Annotated in this window: 15 protein-coding genes; all 15 read right to left on the reverse strand. The window is 62.9% G+C overall.

The features are described from left to right. Positions 1 to 19 precede the first annotated feature (19 nt). The 15 genes from C3F36_RS04280 to phoR all read right to left on the reverse strand — a co-directional run bounded on the left by C3F36_RS04280 (position 20) and on the right by phoR (position 13,861). Positions 20 to 763 (reverse strand): amino acid ABC transporter ATP-binding protein, encoded by a 744-nt coding sequence (locus C3F36_RS04280; RefSeq protein ID WP_010673485.1) that lies wholly within the window; start codon positions 761 to 763, stop codon positions 20 to 22. A 13-nt stretch (positions 764 to 776) separates the two neighbouring features. Further along, positions 777 to 1,871, reverse strand: a complete 1,095-nt coding sequence (locus C3F36_RS04285; protein ID WP_010673484.1) for an amino acid ABC transporter permease — start codon at positions 1,869 to 1,871, stop codon at positions 777 to 779. Positions 1,872 to 1,880: 9 nt separating this feature from the next. Then, positions 1,881 to 3,068 carry an amino acid ABC transporter permease gene (locus C3F36_RS04290; RefSeq protein WP_223918159.1) on the reverse strand — a complete coding sequence of 396 codons (1,188 nt, stop codon included), beginning with the start codon at positions 3,066 to 3,068 and terminating at the stop codon, positions 1,881 to 1,883. 62 nt (positions 3,069 to 3,130) lie between these two features. Beyond that, positions 3,131 to 4,150: an amino acid ABC transporter substrate-binding protein gene (locus C3F36_RS04295; protein ID WP_010673482.1), complete on the reverse strand. Its 1,020-nt coding sequence runs from the start codon at positions 4,148 to 4,150 to the stop codon at positions 3,131 to 3,133. Positions 4,151 to 4,609: 459 nt separating this feature from the next. After that, on the reverse strand, positions 4,610 to 4,921 hold the full coding sequence (locus tag C3F36_RS04300) for a DUF2845 domain-containing protein (RefSeq protein ID WP_029313965.1): 312 nt from the start codon (positions 4,919 to 4,921) through the stop codon (positions 4,610 to 4,612). Beyond that, positions 4,906 to 5,919 (reverse strand): ABC transporter permease, encoded by a 1,014-nt coding sequence (locus C3F36_RS04305; RefSeq protein WP_104454556.1) that lies wholly within the window; start codon positions 5,917 to 5,919, stop codon positions 4,906 to 4,908. Before C3F36_RS04305 ends, C3F36_RS04300 begins: the two co-directional genes overlap by 16 nt. A 79-nt stretch (positions 5,920 to 5,998) precedes the next feature. Beyond that, positions 5,999 to 6,880 carry an ABC transporter ATP-binding protein gene (locus C3F36_RS04310; RefSeq protein ID WP_104454557.1) on the reverse strand — a complete coding sequence of 294 codons (882 nt, stop codon included), beginning with the start codon at positions 6,878 to 6,880 and terminating at the stop codon, positions 5,999 to 6,001. A 137-nt stretch (positions 6,881 to 7,017) separates the two neighbouring features. After that, positions 7,018 to 7,629 carry an FKBP-type peptidyl-prolyl cis-trans isomerase gene (locus tag C3F36_RS04315; protein WP_010673478.1) on the reverse strand — a complete coding sequence of 204 codons (612 nt, stop codon included), beginning with the start codon at positions 7,627 to 7,629 and terminating at the stop codon, positions 7,018 to 7,020. A 319-nt stretch (positions 7,630 to 7,948) separates the two neighbouring features. Next, entirely contained in the window at positions 7,949 to 8,068 is a 120-nt protein-coding gene (locus C3F36_RS04325) for a copper homeostasis protein CutC (protein ID WP_104454559.1), read from the reverse strand. Between the two features lie 8 nt (positions 8,069 to 8,076). Then, entirely contained in the window at positions 8,077 to 8,802 is a 726-nt protein-coding gene (locus tag C3F36_RS04330) for a copper homeostasis protein CutC (protein WP_043152365.1), read from the reverse strand. Between the two features lie 41 nt (positions 8,803 to 8,843). Then, a complete protein-coding gene (locus tag C3F36_RS04335; RefSeq protein ID WP_104454560.1) occupies positions 8,844 to 9,746 on the reverse strand; it encodes an ROK family protein in 903 nt (300 codons plus the stop codon). A 109-nt stretch (positions 9,747 to 9,855) separates the two neighbouring features. Next, entirely contained in the window at positions 9,856 to 10,362 is a 507-nt protein-coding gene (locus tag C3F36_RS04340) for a GNAT family N-acetyltransferase (RefSeq protein WP_104454561.1), read from the reverse strand. Continuing rightward, entirely contained in the window at positions 10,350 to 11,165 is an 816-nt protein-coding gene (locus C3F36_RS04345) for a M48 family metallopeptidase (protein WP_010673474.1), read from the reverse strand. The genes C3F36_RS04340 and C3F36_RS04345 overlap by 13 nt, the downstream gene beginning before the upstream one ends. Before the next feature lie 152 nt (positions 11,166 to 11,317). Further along, positions 11,318 to 12,292 carry a PstS family phosphate ABC transporter substrate-binding protein gene (locus C3F36_RS04350; RefSeq protein WP_039039286.1) on the reverse strand — a complete coding sequence of 325 codons (975 nt, stop codon included), beginning with the start codon at positions 12,290 to 12,292 and terminating at the stop codon, positions 11,318 to 11,320. A gap of 273 nt (positions 12,293 to 12,565) precedes the next feature. Continuing rightward, positions 12,566 to 13,861: a phosphate regulon sensor histidine kinase PhoR gene (gene phoR, locus C3F36_RS04355; RefSeq protein ID WP_010673472.1), complete on the reverse strand. Its 1,296-nt coding sequence runs from the start codon at positions 13,859 to 13,861 to the stop codon at positions 12,566 to 12,568. Between the last annotated feature and the right edge of the window lie 45 nt (positions 13,862 to 13,906).

Here is a 13,906-nt window from a genome sequence, read left to right on the forward strand (position 1 = left end):
CTGAAGGTTGTGCCCTGCCTCAGTGCTGCAGGATCTGGGAGAGGAAGAGCTTGGTCCGATCGGACTGGGGGTTGTCAAAGAACTGATCCGGCACGTTCTCTTCGATGATTTGCCCCCGGTCCATGAAGATCACCCTGTCCGCCACCTGCTTGGCAAACCCCATCTCGTGGGTGACGCAGAGCATGGTCATCCCCTCGTGGGCCAGCTCCACCATCACATCCAGCACCTCCCGCACCATCTCGGGATCCAGCGCAGACGTCGGCTCGTCAAACAGCATGACCTGGGGATTCATGCAGAGACTGCGGGCGATGGCGACCCGCTGCTGCTGGCCACCGGATAGCTGCCCCGGATACTTGAGCGCCTGTTCGGGGATCCGCACCCGGCGCAGGAAGTTCATGGCGATCTCCTCGGCCTCCTTGCGCGGCAACTGCTTGACCCAGATGGGCGCCAGGCAGCAGTTCTCCAGCACGGTCAGATGGGGGAAGAGGTTGAAGTGCTGGAACACCATGCCCACCTCCCGGCGCACCGTCTCGATGTTCTTGAGATCGGAGGTCAGGGCCGTGCCCTTGACCAGGATGTCTCCGCTCTGGTGCTCTTCCAGCCGGTTGATGCAGCGGATCATGGTGGACTTGCCCGACCCCGATGGTCCACAGATGACGATCTTCTCCCCTCTGCCCACCTGCAGGTTGATGTTGCGCAGCACGTGAAACTCACCGTACCACTTGTTGACCTCTTTCAGTTCGACAACTGCGTCCGTTTTCATATCAGAACGACTCCTAATGCTTGTGGCCCGTGTTGAGTTTGCGCTCCAGATAGATGGAGTAGCGGGACATGCCAAAACAGAACATCCAGAAGATCATGGCGATAAAGACATAAGCTTCGGTGGAATACCCCAGCCAGGCCGGATCCGCCAGGGCCACCTTGGAGATGGCCAGCAGATCGAACAGCCCGATGATCAGCACCAGGCTGGTGTCCTTGAACAGGGAAATAAAGGTGTTCACCAGGGAAGGAATGGTGATCTTGAGGGCCTGGGGCATGATGATGAGGCCCATCACCTTCCAGTAGGAGAGCCCGAGGGCATCCCCCGCCTCATATTGCCCCTTGGGGATCGCCTGCAGCCCCCCTCTCACCACCTCGGCCACATAGGCCGCCTGGAACAGGATGATGCCGATGAGCGCCCGCAGCAGCTTGTCGAGCTCCACCTCGGTACTCATGAACAGTGGCAGCATGACGGACGCCATGAAGAGCACAGTAATGAGCGGCACCGCCCGCCAGAACTCGATGTAGACGGTACAGAGGCTGGAGATGACCGGCATGTGGGAGCGACGCCCCAGTGCCAGCAGGATGCCGAACGGCAGTGCTACGACTATGCCCACCACCGCCAGCACCAGGGTGAGCATCAGCCCGCCCCAGCGGTTCGTTTCCACCACCTCCAGCCCCGCTCCCCCATGGATGAGGAAGAAGGCGATGACAGGGAACACCAGCAGGGTGAAGAGCGCCAGCCACCCCTTGCGCGGGGTCTTTGGCCAGATGAGCAGGGCCAGCAGCGCCGCCAGACCGGCGAAGGTCAGGTTGATGCGCCAGTACTGATCAGCCGGGTAGAAGCCATAGAGATACTGCCCCAGCCGGCTCTCGATGAAGATCCAGCAGGCACCGCCCTGGACGCAGGCCTCGCGGCTGCTCCCCTGCCAGGTGGCCGAGAACAGCGCCCAGTCCAGTGCAGACCAGATGAGTGGCAGCAACAGATAGGCCAGCACCAGGGTCAGCAGGCCGTTCCACCAGTTGGGGAAAAGGTTCTGCCTGATCCAGGCGAGCGGCCCCCGACGGTGGTTGGGAGGCGGCAGCGCCTCCTGCAATTCATTCACGAACATGACAGCTCCCTAGCGCTCAACCAGCGTCATTCTGCGGTTGTAGATGTTCATCAGCACCGAGGTGGTGATACTGATGACGAGATAGACCCCCATGGTCATGGCGATGACCTCGATGGCCTGCCCTGTCTGGTTGAGAGTCGTCCCCATGAACACCGAGACCAGATCCGGGTAGCCGATGGCGGTCGCCAGGGAGGAGTTCTTGGTGAGGTTCAGATACTGGCTGGTCAAGGGAGGAATGATGACCCGCATGGCCTGGGGAATGATCACCAGCCGCAGCGTCTTGGTGGGCGAGAGCCCGAGGGCGGAAGCCGCCTCCGTCTGCCCCTTGCTGATGGCCAGGATGCCGGATCGCACTATCTCGGCGATGAAGGCCGCCGTATAGATGGTGAGCGCCAGCAAGAGGGCCGCGAGCTCCGGCAGCACCGTCAGCCCCCCCCGGAAGTTGAACCCCTGCAGCGCAGGCACGCTCCAGCTGAGCGGGCTGCCCGCCAGCAGGAAGGTGATCCCCGGGAGCAAAATGACCAGGGCGGCCACACAGCGCCAGAACGGGAAGATCCTGCCGGTCAGGGCCTGACGGCGGCGAGCCCAGCGGCCCAGCCCCCAGCTCAGCAGCACCGCGAGCACCAGTGCCCAGAGCACGTAGCCGAATCCCTCTTCGAACAGGGGCTTGGGCAGATAGAAGCCCCGCACGTTGAGGAAGGCGAGCCCGCCTATATCCACGCTCTGACGCGGGGAAGGCAGGGTACGCAGCACCGAGAAATACCAGAAGAAGATCTGCAGCAGCAGCGGGATGTTGCGAAACGTCTCTATGTAGACGGCCGCGATTCTGGCCACCAGCCAGTTGCGCGACAGGCGCGCGACCCCGAGTGCGAACCCGAGCAGGGTGGCAAACAGGATGCCGAGCACGGAGACCAGCAGGGTGTTGAGCAAGCCCACCACGAAGGTGCGACCGAAGGTATAGGTCTCGTCGTAAGGGATGAGGCTCTGCAAGATGCCGAAACCGGCCGTGTTGCCCAGAAAATCAAAGCCTGTGGTGATGCCACGGGTGGCCAGATTGGTCAGAGCATTGTTGACGATGTAGAACAGAAACCCGATAACCGCCGCGATGGCCAGGCACTGGAAGAGCAGCGCCCGCACCTTGGCGTCATACCACCAGCGGCCCTGTTCTTTCCTATGGTTTGATGCGTGTAACGCCATGAGGATGACTCCGACAAAGCCAGGGATAACATGGGGGGCCAGGCCCCCCGGTGACTGTCGACTCAGCGGATGGGTGGCGCGTACATCAGACCGCCCTTGTTCCAGAGGGCATTGATGCCGCGATCAATCTTGAGGGGGGAACCGGCACCGACGTTGCGATCGAAGGATTCACCGTAGTTGCCGACCTGTTTGACGATGTTGTAGGCCCATTTGTCATCCAGCCCCAGCACAGTCCCTTTGGGCTCTTCCAGCCCCAGCAGACGACGGATGTCAGGGTTGGTGGACTTGAGCATCTCGTCCACGTTGGCAGAGGTGACCCCGGCCTCCTCGGCATTGAGCATGGCGTTGAGGCTCCAGCGCACCACCTTGAACCACTGATCGTCACCCTGACGCACGGCTGGGCCCAGCGGCTCCTTGGAGATGACCTCCGGCAGCACCACGGCTTCCTCTGGCTTGGTGAGCTTGATCTTGAGGGCATAGAGCTGGGACTGATCCGAGGTCAGCACGTCACAGCGGCCAGCTTCGAAGCCCTTGACGGTCTGATCCGATGTATCGAACACCACTGGGGTGTACTTCATGCCGCCATTGGCGCGGAAATAGTCGGCCAGGTTGAGCTCGGTAGTGGTACCGGACTGGATACAGACGGCGGCACCGTCAAGCTCCTTGGCGCTCTTGACCCCGAGGGACTGCTTGACCAGGAACCCCTGCCCGTCGTAGTAGTTCACCCCGGCGAACGTGAGGCCCAGCGACCCATCCCGGGTCAGGGTCCAGGTGGTATTGCGCGAGAGCAGATCCACTTCCCCGGACTGCAGGGCGGTAAAGCGCTCCTTGGCGGTGAGGGAGACATACTTGACCTTGCTGGCGTCCCCCAGTACCGCGGCGGCCACGGCGCGGCACACGTCCACGTCGAGCCCGGTCCAGGTTCCCTTGGCATCCGGGTTGGAGAACCCGGGCAGGCCGTCACCGACCCCGCACTGCACGAATCCCTTCTTCTTGACGGCATCCAGCGTACCGTCCGCCCACGCATTGGCTGCCATCAGCGACAGCGCCATCACCATACCTGCCTTGTGTATCTGCTTCATGTCACTCTTCCCTGTGGTTTGATTCGAACAGGCATCAAAATCTAGCGAGATGCCATCGTTTCCCTGCTTTTTGGCAGCTTATCCAGCCGCAGAAAAACCTGTCAATCGGTGCAATCCGGCCCAACCATGGTGCAACAGAACAAAATATCTAAACGGGGGAATATGCACTCTCAGAATCAAAAGTAGACCCTTATTTGCCAAATAGCCTGCTGCTTAAAACCCTTCTTGGCATGAGGATTATTTTTCGAAAATAAATCGGCTGCACCGCATTGGGGCAGCCATTTCTGCTGACAACTGACTCATCAGATTCGGTTTTATGCCAAAAGCACCAGAGTGAGGCAGCATGACCCCATATGGAAAAATGGCGATAACAGGCAGGGAAAAGCAACAGAAAGGAGGTAAAAGGCGGGGAAATGGCGACCTCATCTCCCGCAGGCTGGGCTTCAGAAAACCAGGAGGTCATCCTCCCCGTGGACCATCCGCAATGTCGGTGATGACGCCGTTTTCGACGGTGACAAACTGCATGAATTCCCGCTTGCCGAAGTTGTAGGTCCAGCGTTCGGCATACTTGACCGTCACTCTCGCCCCGAAGCCGTTCTCCTCGAAGCGGGTGAGATCTTCCTTGAGCATCGGCTGGCCGCAGCGAACCAGCAGCTCTGCCGTGGTGTCTCCCTCGGTCAGCAAGGCGTTCTTGCAACGCAGGGTACCTGCCTGCACAGGCAAGGCCGCCACCAGCAACAACCACAGAACAGGTTTCATTTTGCACTCCATTTGAACAGCATGGTTCCCAGCGAGATGCACACCAGGGCGAACACCATGACCTGGCCCAGAGGGCCTGCCACCTCCTGCCATCCCGCCCCTTCCAGCATCACGGCGCGGGCTGCTTCGATGATCTGGCTGAGGGGCAGCCTGGCCGCAAGCTGCTGCAGCCAGGCGGGCGCGCCTTCTAGCGAGAACCAGACACCGGATAAAAACATCATGGGCAAGCTGATGAGATTGAGCAAACCGCTCGCCAGCTCCTCGTTCTGCAGGCGAGCGGCGATGAGCAGGCCAAGGGAGGCCATGGCCGTTCCTCCCGCCAGAGCGATCACCAGCAGCAGCCACTCCGACCCGATGAGGGGCACATCCAGCAGCCAGTAGGCCGCGCAGAAGACCAGCAGGCTCACCACCAGGGTGATCAGCACCCGTGACAGCAACTGGGCGAAGAGAAACTCCAGCGCGCCGAGCGGCGTGGCTCGCAGCCGTTTCAGCACCCCGTTCTTGCGATAACGCACGATGACAAACCCGACCCCGAACAGGCCGGAGAACATCAGGTTCATGCCGATCACCCCGGGCAGCAGCCAGTCGCCGTAGCGGATGGCGCGCCCGCTCAGGGTCTCTCTTTGCAAGGGCACCTGCACCGCCTGGCGCAGCAGATACTCGGCCATGGCCCCCTGAGGAGCGTCCGGGTTTATCCAGTAACGCCCCCCGGCGGGTGAGAGCAGCAGGTCCAGCTGATGGTGACGGACCTTGAGCTGACCTCTCGACGCCTCGTCATAGGGGATGATCTTGAGCAGCGGCACGGCGCGCAGCGGGGCATAGGTTGCGGGCAGTTCCCCCACCACCCCGATCTGCACCAGCGGTTTGGGCGGGCCGGAGAAGATGAGGGAGAAGCCGATGACCAGCAGGAGCGGGAAAAGCAGGTTCCACACCAGGGCCGCGCGATCGCGTACGAACTCGAGGGTGCGGGCATAGAAGAGCGCCCCGATGCGCTTGAGGGATCCCTTCATCGTCCACTCCCGGGATTGCATGTCGGCAAGGCGTACCGCAGCACGGAGGCCACGGTCAGACAGAACTCGGTCATCCCTCTCATGCGCCGCTCCGCAGGCTGTGACCGGTCAGGTTCAGGAAGAGATCTTCCAGATTGGGGGAGCGCACCTGCATGCCGGTTAGCGGCACACCAAGATCCAGCAAGGCTGGCAACAGGGTCGCCACGTCGGGGCAACAGAGCTCCACCTGATCGCCTACCGGACGCAGGGGATAGCCGAGCCCAGCCAGGGCCGGGTGCCCCCCAAGACGCACCAGTACGCCGTCGAAGTGTTGCGCCAGCAAGGCAGCCGGCGTATCCAGGCTGAGCAGGTGGCCGTGATCGACGATGGCAATCAGATCGCACAGCTGCTGCGCTTCGTCCATGTAGTGGGTAGTGAGCACCACCGTCTTGCCCTGGGCCTTGATCGCCTCTATTCGCTGCCAGAAGTGGTGGCGCGCCTGGGGATCCAGTCCTGTGGTGGGCTCATCCAGAAACAGCAGTTCGGGATCCCCGAGCAGGGCCAGAGCCAGCAGCAGGCGCTGACGCTGGCCCCCCGAGAGCTTGCGACTGTCCCTGTCGATGAACTCGCCCAAGGCGCACAGATCGATGAGCAGCTCCCGTGGCAAGGGATTGGGGTAGAGGCTGGCGAACAGGCGCAGGGTATCGCGCACCGTCAGGAAATCCTGCAGCGCCGTGTGCTGGAACTGGATGCCGATGCGGGAGCGATAATCCGGGCCGCGCGGGGCGCCGTGAAACAGGCTCTGGCCGCTGTCCGGGGTGAGGATCTCCTCCAGCAATTCTATGGTCGTGGTCTTGCCCGCCCCGTTCGGGCCGAGCAGGCCGAAGCAGCTGCCGGCGGGAATGGCAAAACTGAGCCCGTCCACCGCCTTGACGCCGGGGAAGTGCTTGACGAGATCGACGACCTCGATGATGGCTGCCATGGCGTGTCTCCCTCACATGGCCGGAATGGACGACGCTCTGACTATATCCAAATCCCCGCCGAAGGCACATGGCCCGTTTGGGCGGCCCAAAAACAAACGGCGACCCCAGGGTCGCCGTTTGCATCACACCAGCCGGATCACAGGATGTCCAGCAGCTCCACTTCGAAGACCAGAGCGGAGTACGGCGGGATGGAGCCGGCGCCACGGGCACCGTAGGCCAGATCCTGCGGAATGTAGAGCTTCCACTTGGAGCCAACCGGCATCATCTGCAGCGCTTCCACCCAACCGGCGATCACGCCGGTCACCGGGAACTCGGCCGGTTGGCCGCGCGCAACGGAGCTGTCGAACACGCCACCGTGGGTGAAGGTACCGTGGTAGTGCACGCGCACGGACTGACCGGCAACCGGCACGGCGCCATTGCCTTCGACCATGACTTCATATTGCAGACCGGAGTCGGTGGTCTTCACTTCGGCGCGCTTGGCGTTGTCGGCCAGGAAGGCTTCGCCTTCGGCGGCAGCGGCCTTGGCGGCAGCTTCCTGCTCTTCCTGCATGCGGGCGGTGATCACCTGGAAGGCATCGTTGATATCGTCACGGCTGACCGCGAACTCCAGGCCGTTCAGGGCATCTGCCAGACCTTGTTGCAGGGCCGGGATATCCAGACCGGCGAAGGCTTGCTGAGCCAGTTGGTCGCCCATGTTGCGGCCGATGCCGTAGCTGGCCTTCTGTTCGATAGAGTCGTATTGGGACATTGAGAGGTTGCTCCGGGTCCTGATGGTAAAAGAAACGGGATGATAACAGACTTTTTCGCACCGTGCTGCCAAGACGCCCCTCAATTGCCCGTCGGTGGGAGACGCTTCACATCGGCCCCCTCATCCCCGCCCCTTCTCCCGCAAGGGGAGAAGGGAGCAAAACAAAGCACCATGCCGCCGCACGGCCTGTATCAGGTCCTGCCCAGCAACGCCCGCACCGCTGCGACCTTGGCGCCGTCGGTGATGTTGACCCGGCCGTCGTCCGAGGTGCCCATGTTGTCGTCACAGAGAGAGGCACCATGGCGCCGCACGGCCTGTATCAGGCCCTGCCCAGCAACGCCCGCACCGCTGCGACCTTGGCGCCGTCGGTGATGTTGACCCGGCCATCGTCCGAGGTGCCCATGTTGTCGTCACAGAGAGAGGCACCATGGCGCCGCACGGCCTGTATCAGGCCCTGTCCAGCAACGCCCGCACCGCTGCGACCTTGGCGCCGTCGGTGATGTTGACCCGGCCATCGTCCGAGGTGCCCATGTTGACACCATGGGGCACCATGCCGCCGCGCCAACCCATGCCGGACATGTGTACTTCATTGACGCCGGTGAATTCGATGATGGTGCGCACGTTGTCGGCGTTGACCCCGGCCCCCGGCATCAGGCTGGCCCGTCCCGCCAGCGCCTGGTGCATGGCCTGCAGGGTTTCGAGCCCCGCCAGCGCGGTCGGCGCATGGCCGGAGCTCAGAATGCGCTCGCAACCCGCCGCGACGATCGTCTCGAGATCCAACCGCCAGTCGGAGGAGAGATCGATGGCCCGGTGGAAGGTGACGCCAAGCGGCCCCGCCGCCTCGACCAGTTGCCGGAGCTTGCCTTCGGGTACCCGTCCATCTTCATCCAGCAGACCGACCACCACCCCTTGCAGGCCGGCGGCACGGGCGGCCGCGATATCCAAGAGCATCATCTCGAACTCGCCGTCGTTGAAGCAAAAATCTCCGGCGCGTGGACGGATCATGGCGTACACCGGCACAGTGGCGTGGCGGGCAGCCAGCTGCATAAAGCCATAGGAGGGAGTCAGGCCACCCAGCCCCAGCGCAGAGCAGAGCTCGATGCGATCTGCGCCGGCCGCCTGGGCGGTGAACAGGGATTCGAGGTTGTCGATACAGATTTCAAGACGGGTCATGATGACTCCTTGTTCGGGGAGATCAGACCCTCTGTCCGATCTCACAGATTGAGCAGGGCTGCACCGCGCACACCGCCGGCACCACCGAAGCGGGCCTCGCGGATCGCCGGCAGGGCGACACCGGGCAGCAGGTGGCCGGGCAGACGTTTGGGCAACTCCTCATAGAGGGCTGGCAGGGCGCTCAGGCCGCCCCCCAGCACCACCACATCGGGATCAACCACCGAGATGGCGGTGGCGAGGCCGGCGGCGATGATCTCGAGCCAGCAGTCGATGGTCGAGAGGGCCGCCGCCTCACGGGCATCGGCACGGGCGACGATCTGGTGGCCGCTCACCCGTTCTCCATGAACATGGTGGTATAGCCGCTCCAGGCCCGTGCCCGACGCATAGGTTTCGAAACAGACCAGGCGCCCGCAGCCACAGCGGGGACGGGGCAAATCCGGGTATTTCATCAGGATGGTGGCGGGCAGCGGGTAGTGACCTATCTCCCCCGCCAGCCAGTTGCGCCCCTGGATGAGCTTGCCCGCCAGGTAGATGGCGCCGCCGATGCCGGTACCTATGGTGACGCCGAGGGCGCTGCCAGCACCGTCTGCGGCCCCCTGATGCACTTCCGACCAGAGGAAACAGTTGGCGTCATTGTCGACCTTGACCGGTCGGCCCAGCAGTTCGGCCAGATCCGCCCCCAGATGGCGGCCATGGATGGCGGGCAGGTTGGCCGCCACTATGCTCCCGTCGAGGCGATTGAGGATCCCCGGAAACCCGATGCCGACGGCCCCTTTCACCCCGAAGCGCACATCCGCCGCCTCGACCCGCTCGCGCACAAGCTGCTGCAGCGCCGGGTAGTCGTTGCCCGGCGTGCTCACCCGCTCTTCATGGCAGAGGGTCAGGGCGTCGTCATACACCGCGAAGGCAATCTTGGTGCCGCCAATGTCAAATCCGTAGTACATGCCACACTCCCTTGCGGTGGACCCGGCCACCTCAGTCTGTCCAGATGGGGCACATTGTATTAATTCGCAAAAAAAATAAAGTGACCGGGGGCGAAAAACGGGAGCCAGCTCAAAGCAAACGGAACATTTGTCGCTGTTGGCAAGGTTGTCCGAGGCTCATCAGGGTGCGCTCCTGACCGTCGAACATGAAGCCGCGGCGCAGGTAGAATCCCTCGCCGATGTGATTGCCATCCAGCAGCCAGAGCCTGACGCACTCGCAACCGGCCCGGCGCATCTGTACCGCCACCGCCTGCCACAGCCGCTTGCCGTGGCCCTGGCGCCAGTGGTCGGGATGCAGGTAAAAGGCGCGGATCCAGGCGGTGGGGTACTCCCCCGCCAGCTCCGGCTGCCAGTAGAGCAGGCCGATGACCACGTCGTCCTGACAGACCAGCATGGGAACGGGGCCGGGCTCGGCGAGCCGGTGTCGCCAGATCTGCAGGTGGTCGGTCACCGCCAACTGGGCCAGCATGTCGGCCCCCAGCACCTCCCCGTAGGCCGCCAGCCAGCTCGCCCGCTGCATCACCGTCATGGCGGCGGCATCGGCGGGACGCGCCAGGCGCAGGCTTACGCCTTGCACTGGGGAACCAGCCCTGATGCTTTCGCCTGCTGGTACAGGGGCTGCACTTCGGCCTGCTGGGCCTGCAGGTTGGCGATCCGGCTCTGGTCGCTGGGGTGGGTGGAGAGCAGCTGGGGCGGTGCCTTGCCACCGGAGGCGGCGCTCATGTTCTGCCACAGGGTGACGGCTTCGGCCGGGTTGAACCCGGCGCGGGCCATCAGCTCGAGACCGAGCCGGTCCGCTTCGCTCTCCTGGGTTCTGCCATAAGGCAGGGCTATCCCCACCTGGACCCCGAGGCCCAGGGCGGCCATGGTGGCAGCGCCCCCGAGGCTGTCGCTGCTGCCGATGGCGGCGTCCGCCACCGCCAGCCCGATACCGGTCAGCTGATCCCGGGAGAGGCGCTCGTTGGAGTGCTGGGCCAGCACGTGGGTCAGCTCGTGACCGATGACGGTGGCGAGCTGGTCCTGATTCTTGGCGACTTTCAGCAGGCCGCTGTACACGCCGATCTTGCCGCCGGGCAGGGCGAAGGCGTTGATCTCCTTGGAGTCGAACACCACCACCTCCCAGCTGGTGATGCCATAGCTGGCAGGCACCTGGGCGGTCACCGCCTTGGCCACGCAGCCCACATAGGCATTCATCCTGGCATCCGTGCTCACCTTCTCCTGCTGCTTCATCTGGGTGAAGGAGTCGGCGCCCAGCTGGTTCATCTGCTGGGGGGAGAAAAGCAGCATCTGGTTGCGACCGGTCGGTGACTGGGCGCAGCCGGCCAGCAGGGCGCTGCACAAGGCCGTCAGGGCCAGTCTGGAGAGGGAAGATGCGCGCATGAGAGGGTCCTTTGCCGTGAAGTTGCCCTATTCTCGGAAATGCCGCCGCCCGGCGCAAGCCGGGCGCTGCGCCTTGCGACCAAAAAGATCCTGGGGCGCACCAATGAAAACGAGCCCGCATGGGGCTCGTTTTTCTGCAAGGGCATGTTCTGTTACATGATGCCCAGCTTCTTCAGGTCGGCCTGAACCACCTTGGCCGGGACCGGCACATAGCCGTCCTTGGCAACGATGGTCTGGCCCGCCTTGGAGAGCATCATCTTCACAAACTCCTGCTCCATCGGGGAGAGCGGCTTGTTCGGATGCTTGTTCACGTAGACGTACAGGAAGCGCGACAGCGGGTACTTGCCGGTGATGGCGTTGTCGGAGCTCGCCTCGATGAAGGTCTTGCCATCCTTGGAGAGCGGAACGGCGCGCACGCCGGAGGTGACGTAGCCGATACCGGAGTAGCCGATGCCGTTCAGGGAGGAGGAGACGGACTGTACCACGGAGGCGGAGCCCGGCTGCTCGTTCACGCCGCTCTTGAAGTCACCGTTGCACAGGGCGTGTTCCTTGAAGTAACCGTAGGTACCGGACACGGAGTTGCGACCGAACAGTTGCAGATCCTTGCCGGACCAGCTGCCGTCCAGACCCAGATCAGACCACTTGGTGGCCGCCTTGGCTTCGCCGCACTTGAGGGTGCTGGAGAAGATGGCGTCGATCTGCGACATGGTCAGCCCCTTGATGGGGTTGTCCTTGTTGACGAACACCGCCAGGGCATCGACGGCGACGCGGATGGCGGTCGGCTTGTAGCCGTAGCGCTTCTCGAATGCCTCCTCTTCACCGGCCTTCATGGCACGGCTCATGGGGCCAAACTGGGCGACGCCCTCGGTCAGGGCAGTCGGTGCGGTGGAAGAACCGGCGGCCTGGATCTGCACGTTGACGTTGGGATACATGCGCTTAAATTCTTCGGCCCACAGGGTCATCATGTTGGCCAGGGTGTCCGAGCCGACAGAGGACAGGTTGCCCGAGATGCCGCTGGTCGGTGTGTATTCCGGCAGGTCTTTATCCACACCGGCAGCCAGAGCGCTGACAGAAAACAGGGTTGCCGCGGTGAATCCGATGACACCAGCCAGTTTGTTGAGTTTCATCCAATCTCTCCAAGTCCAAGGTTGCAGAAGGCAATCGTCAGGTTGACGTCTAAACGTGGTTGACACCCGATCGCAATGATCCGTGGGCCAGCACCACTCCTTCTCCAGTGTTACAGAAGGTCCGTTCTTTAAGACGGCGCCAGTATCTGGCCTGGCAGTGACAAATTTATGGAATTTATATGACACTTTGATGACATGGACCGAGAGTGGCCCGGATGAAAAAAGGGCTGCGATGCAGCCCTTCTCTCGTTGCTAACACATTGACACAAAATATTATTTCACCAGCACCATGCGGGCGGGAATGAGAAAGCTGAAGCGGCTGCCCGCACCGACCCGGCTCTCGATATCGAGATGGGCATCGTGATGACTCAGGGCGTGCTTGACGATGGCAAGGCCGAGCCCGGACCCTCCGGTGTGGCGCGAGCGGGCCTTGTCGACCCGATAGAACCGCTCGGTGAGCCGTGCCAGATGCTCGGGGGGGATCCCCTCCCCCTCATCCTGCACCGCAAACAGCGCCATGCTCCCCTGCTTGCGCCACTCCACGGTGATCTTGCGCCCCGCCGGGGTGTAGTGGATGGCGTTGTAGACCAGGTTGGAGACGGCGCTGCGCAGTTGATCCTGATCCCCGCGCACCAGCAGATTGGGCTGGACCATGAAGACGATCTCGTGGGCCCGCTCGCCGGAGAGCGCCCGCGCCTCCTGCTCCAGCAGCCCCAGCATGGCGGGCATGTCCACCAGATGGGAGAGATCCACGGTGGGCGCCGCCTCGATGCGCGACAGGGTGAGCAGCTGGTTGACCAGATTGTCCATGCGGATCGTCTGCTCCATCATCACCTTGTGCGCCTTGGCCCACATGGCGGGGGGCGGCGGCTCCTCGGTCATCTCCAGATACCCCTTGAGCACGGTGAGGGGGGTGCGCAGCTCGTGAGAGACGTTGGAGACGAAGTGCTTGCGCGTCTTCTCCAGGCTGCGCAGCCGGGTCACATCCCGCACCACCAGCATGGCCTGGTCCTCCGCATAGGGCATGATGCGAAATTCGAGGAACTTCTCCTCGTTGATGGGGGAGTGCATCTCGAACGGCTCGTCATACTGCCCCTTGCCCAGATAGGCGACGAAGGCGGGGTGACGGATCAGGTTGCCGATGTGCTGGCCGGCATCCTCGGGCCAGCGAAAGCCGAGCAGTTGCTCCGCCAGCCGGTTGCACCAGAGGATGCTGCCGTCGGTGCGAAACACCACGGCCGCATCGGGCAGCGCCTCCGCCCCTTCCCGAAAGCGGCGGATGAGGCCCGCCAGCTCCCGGCGCCGGGCCCGGTGACGCTGCTGCAACTTGTAGATGCCGTTGAAGATGTGCTCCCAACTGCCGCTGCCGTGGGGCGGCACCAGGCTGCGATCGTGCCACAGCCAGTCCGACAGCCGCTTCTGGAAGCGGTAGTGCCAGACCAGGTGCACCACAGTGGCCACCAGCAGGCAAAGAACGAGATGATCGATTAACCAACCTACCAAGACGAAGGGACTGTAGAAGAACGCCATTCGCCACAACTGTCGCCGCCAGGCGTAAGGTTGCAACATTAAGATCTCCTAGAGACACCAAAGAGCCGGGTCCAATGCCCGCCG

This window comes from Aeromonas sp. ASNIH2, from assembly GCF_002934795.1.
Lineage (GTDB): Bacteria > Pseudomonadota > Gammaproteobacteria > Enterobacterales > Aeromonadaceae > Aeromonas > Aeromonas caviae.

Bases quoted from the DNA above. Each gene is read 5' to 3' on its own strand.
- phoR (WP_010673472.1), bottom strand. From the start codon at position 13,861: ATGTTGCAACCTTACGCCTGGCGGCGACAGTTGTGGCGAATGGCGTTC.
- C3F36_RS04300 (WP_029313965.1), bottom strand. From the start codon at position 4,921: ATGGAGTGCAAAATGAAACCTGTTCTGTGGTTGTTGCTGGTGGCGGCC.
- C3F36_RS04350 (WP_039039286.1), bottom strand. From the start codon at position 12,292: ATGAAACTCAACAAACTGGCTGGTGTCATCGGATTCACCGCGGCAACC.
- C3F36_RS04305 (WP_104454556.1), bottom strand. From the start codon at position 5,919: ATGAAGGGATCCCTCAAGCGCATCGGGGCGCTCTTCTATGCCCGCACC.
- C3F36_RS04345 (WP_010673474.1), bottom strand. From the start codon at position 11,165: ATGCGCGCATCTTCCCTCTCCAGACTGGCCCTGACGGCCTTGTGCAGC.
- C3F36_RS04285 (WP_010673484.1), bottom strand. From the start codon at position 1,871: ATGTTCGTGAATGAATTGCAGGAGGCGCTGCCGCCTCCCAACCACCGT.
- C3F36_RS04295 (WP_010673482.1), bottom strand. From the start codon at position 4,150: ATGAAGCAGATACACAAGGCAGGTATGGTGATGGCGCTGTCGCTGATG.
- C3F36_RS04310 (WP_104454557.1), bottom strand. From the start codon at position 6,880: ATGGCAGCCATCATCGAGGTCGTCGATCTCGTCAAGCACTTCCCCGGC.
- C3F36_RS04280 (WP_010673485.1), bottom strand. From the start codon at position 763: ATGAAAACGGACGCAGTTGTCGAACTGAAAGAGGTCAACAAGTGGTAC.
- C3F36_RS04335 (WP_104454560.1), bottom strand. From the start codon at position 9,746: ATGTACTACGGATTTGACATTGGCGGCACCAAGATTGCCTTCGCGGTG.
- C3F36_RS04315 (WP_010673478.1), bottom strand. From the start codon at position 7,629: ATGTCCCAATACGACTCTATCGAACAGAAGGCCAGCTACGGCATCGGC.
- C3F36_RS04330 (WP_043152365.1), bottom strand. From the start codon at position 8,802: ATGACCCGTCTTGAAATCTGTATCGACAACCTCGAATCCCTGTTCACC.
- C3F36_RS04290 (WP_223918159.1), bottom strand. From the start codon at position 3,068: ATGGCGTTACACGCATCAAACCATAGGAAAGAACAGGGCCGCTGGTGG.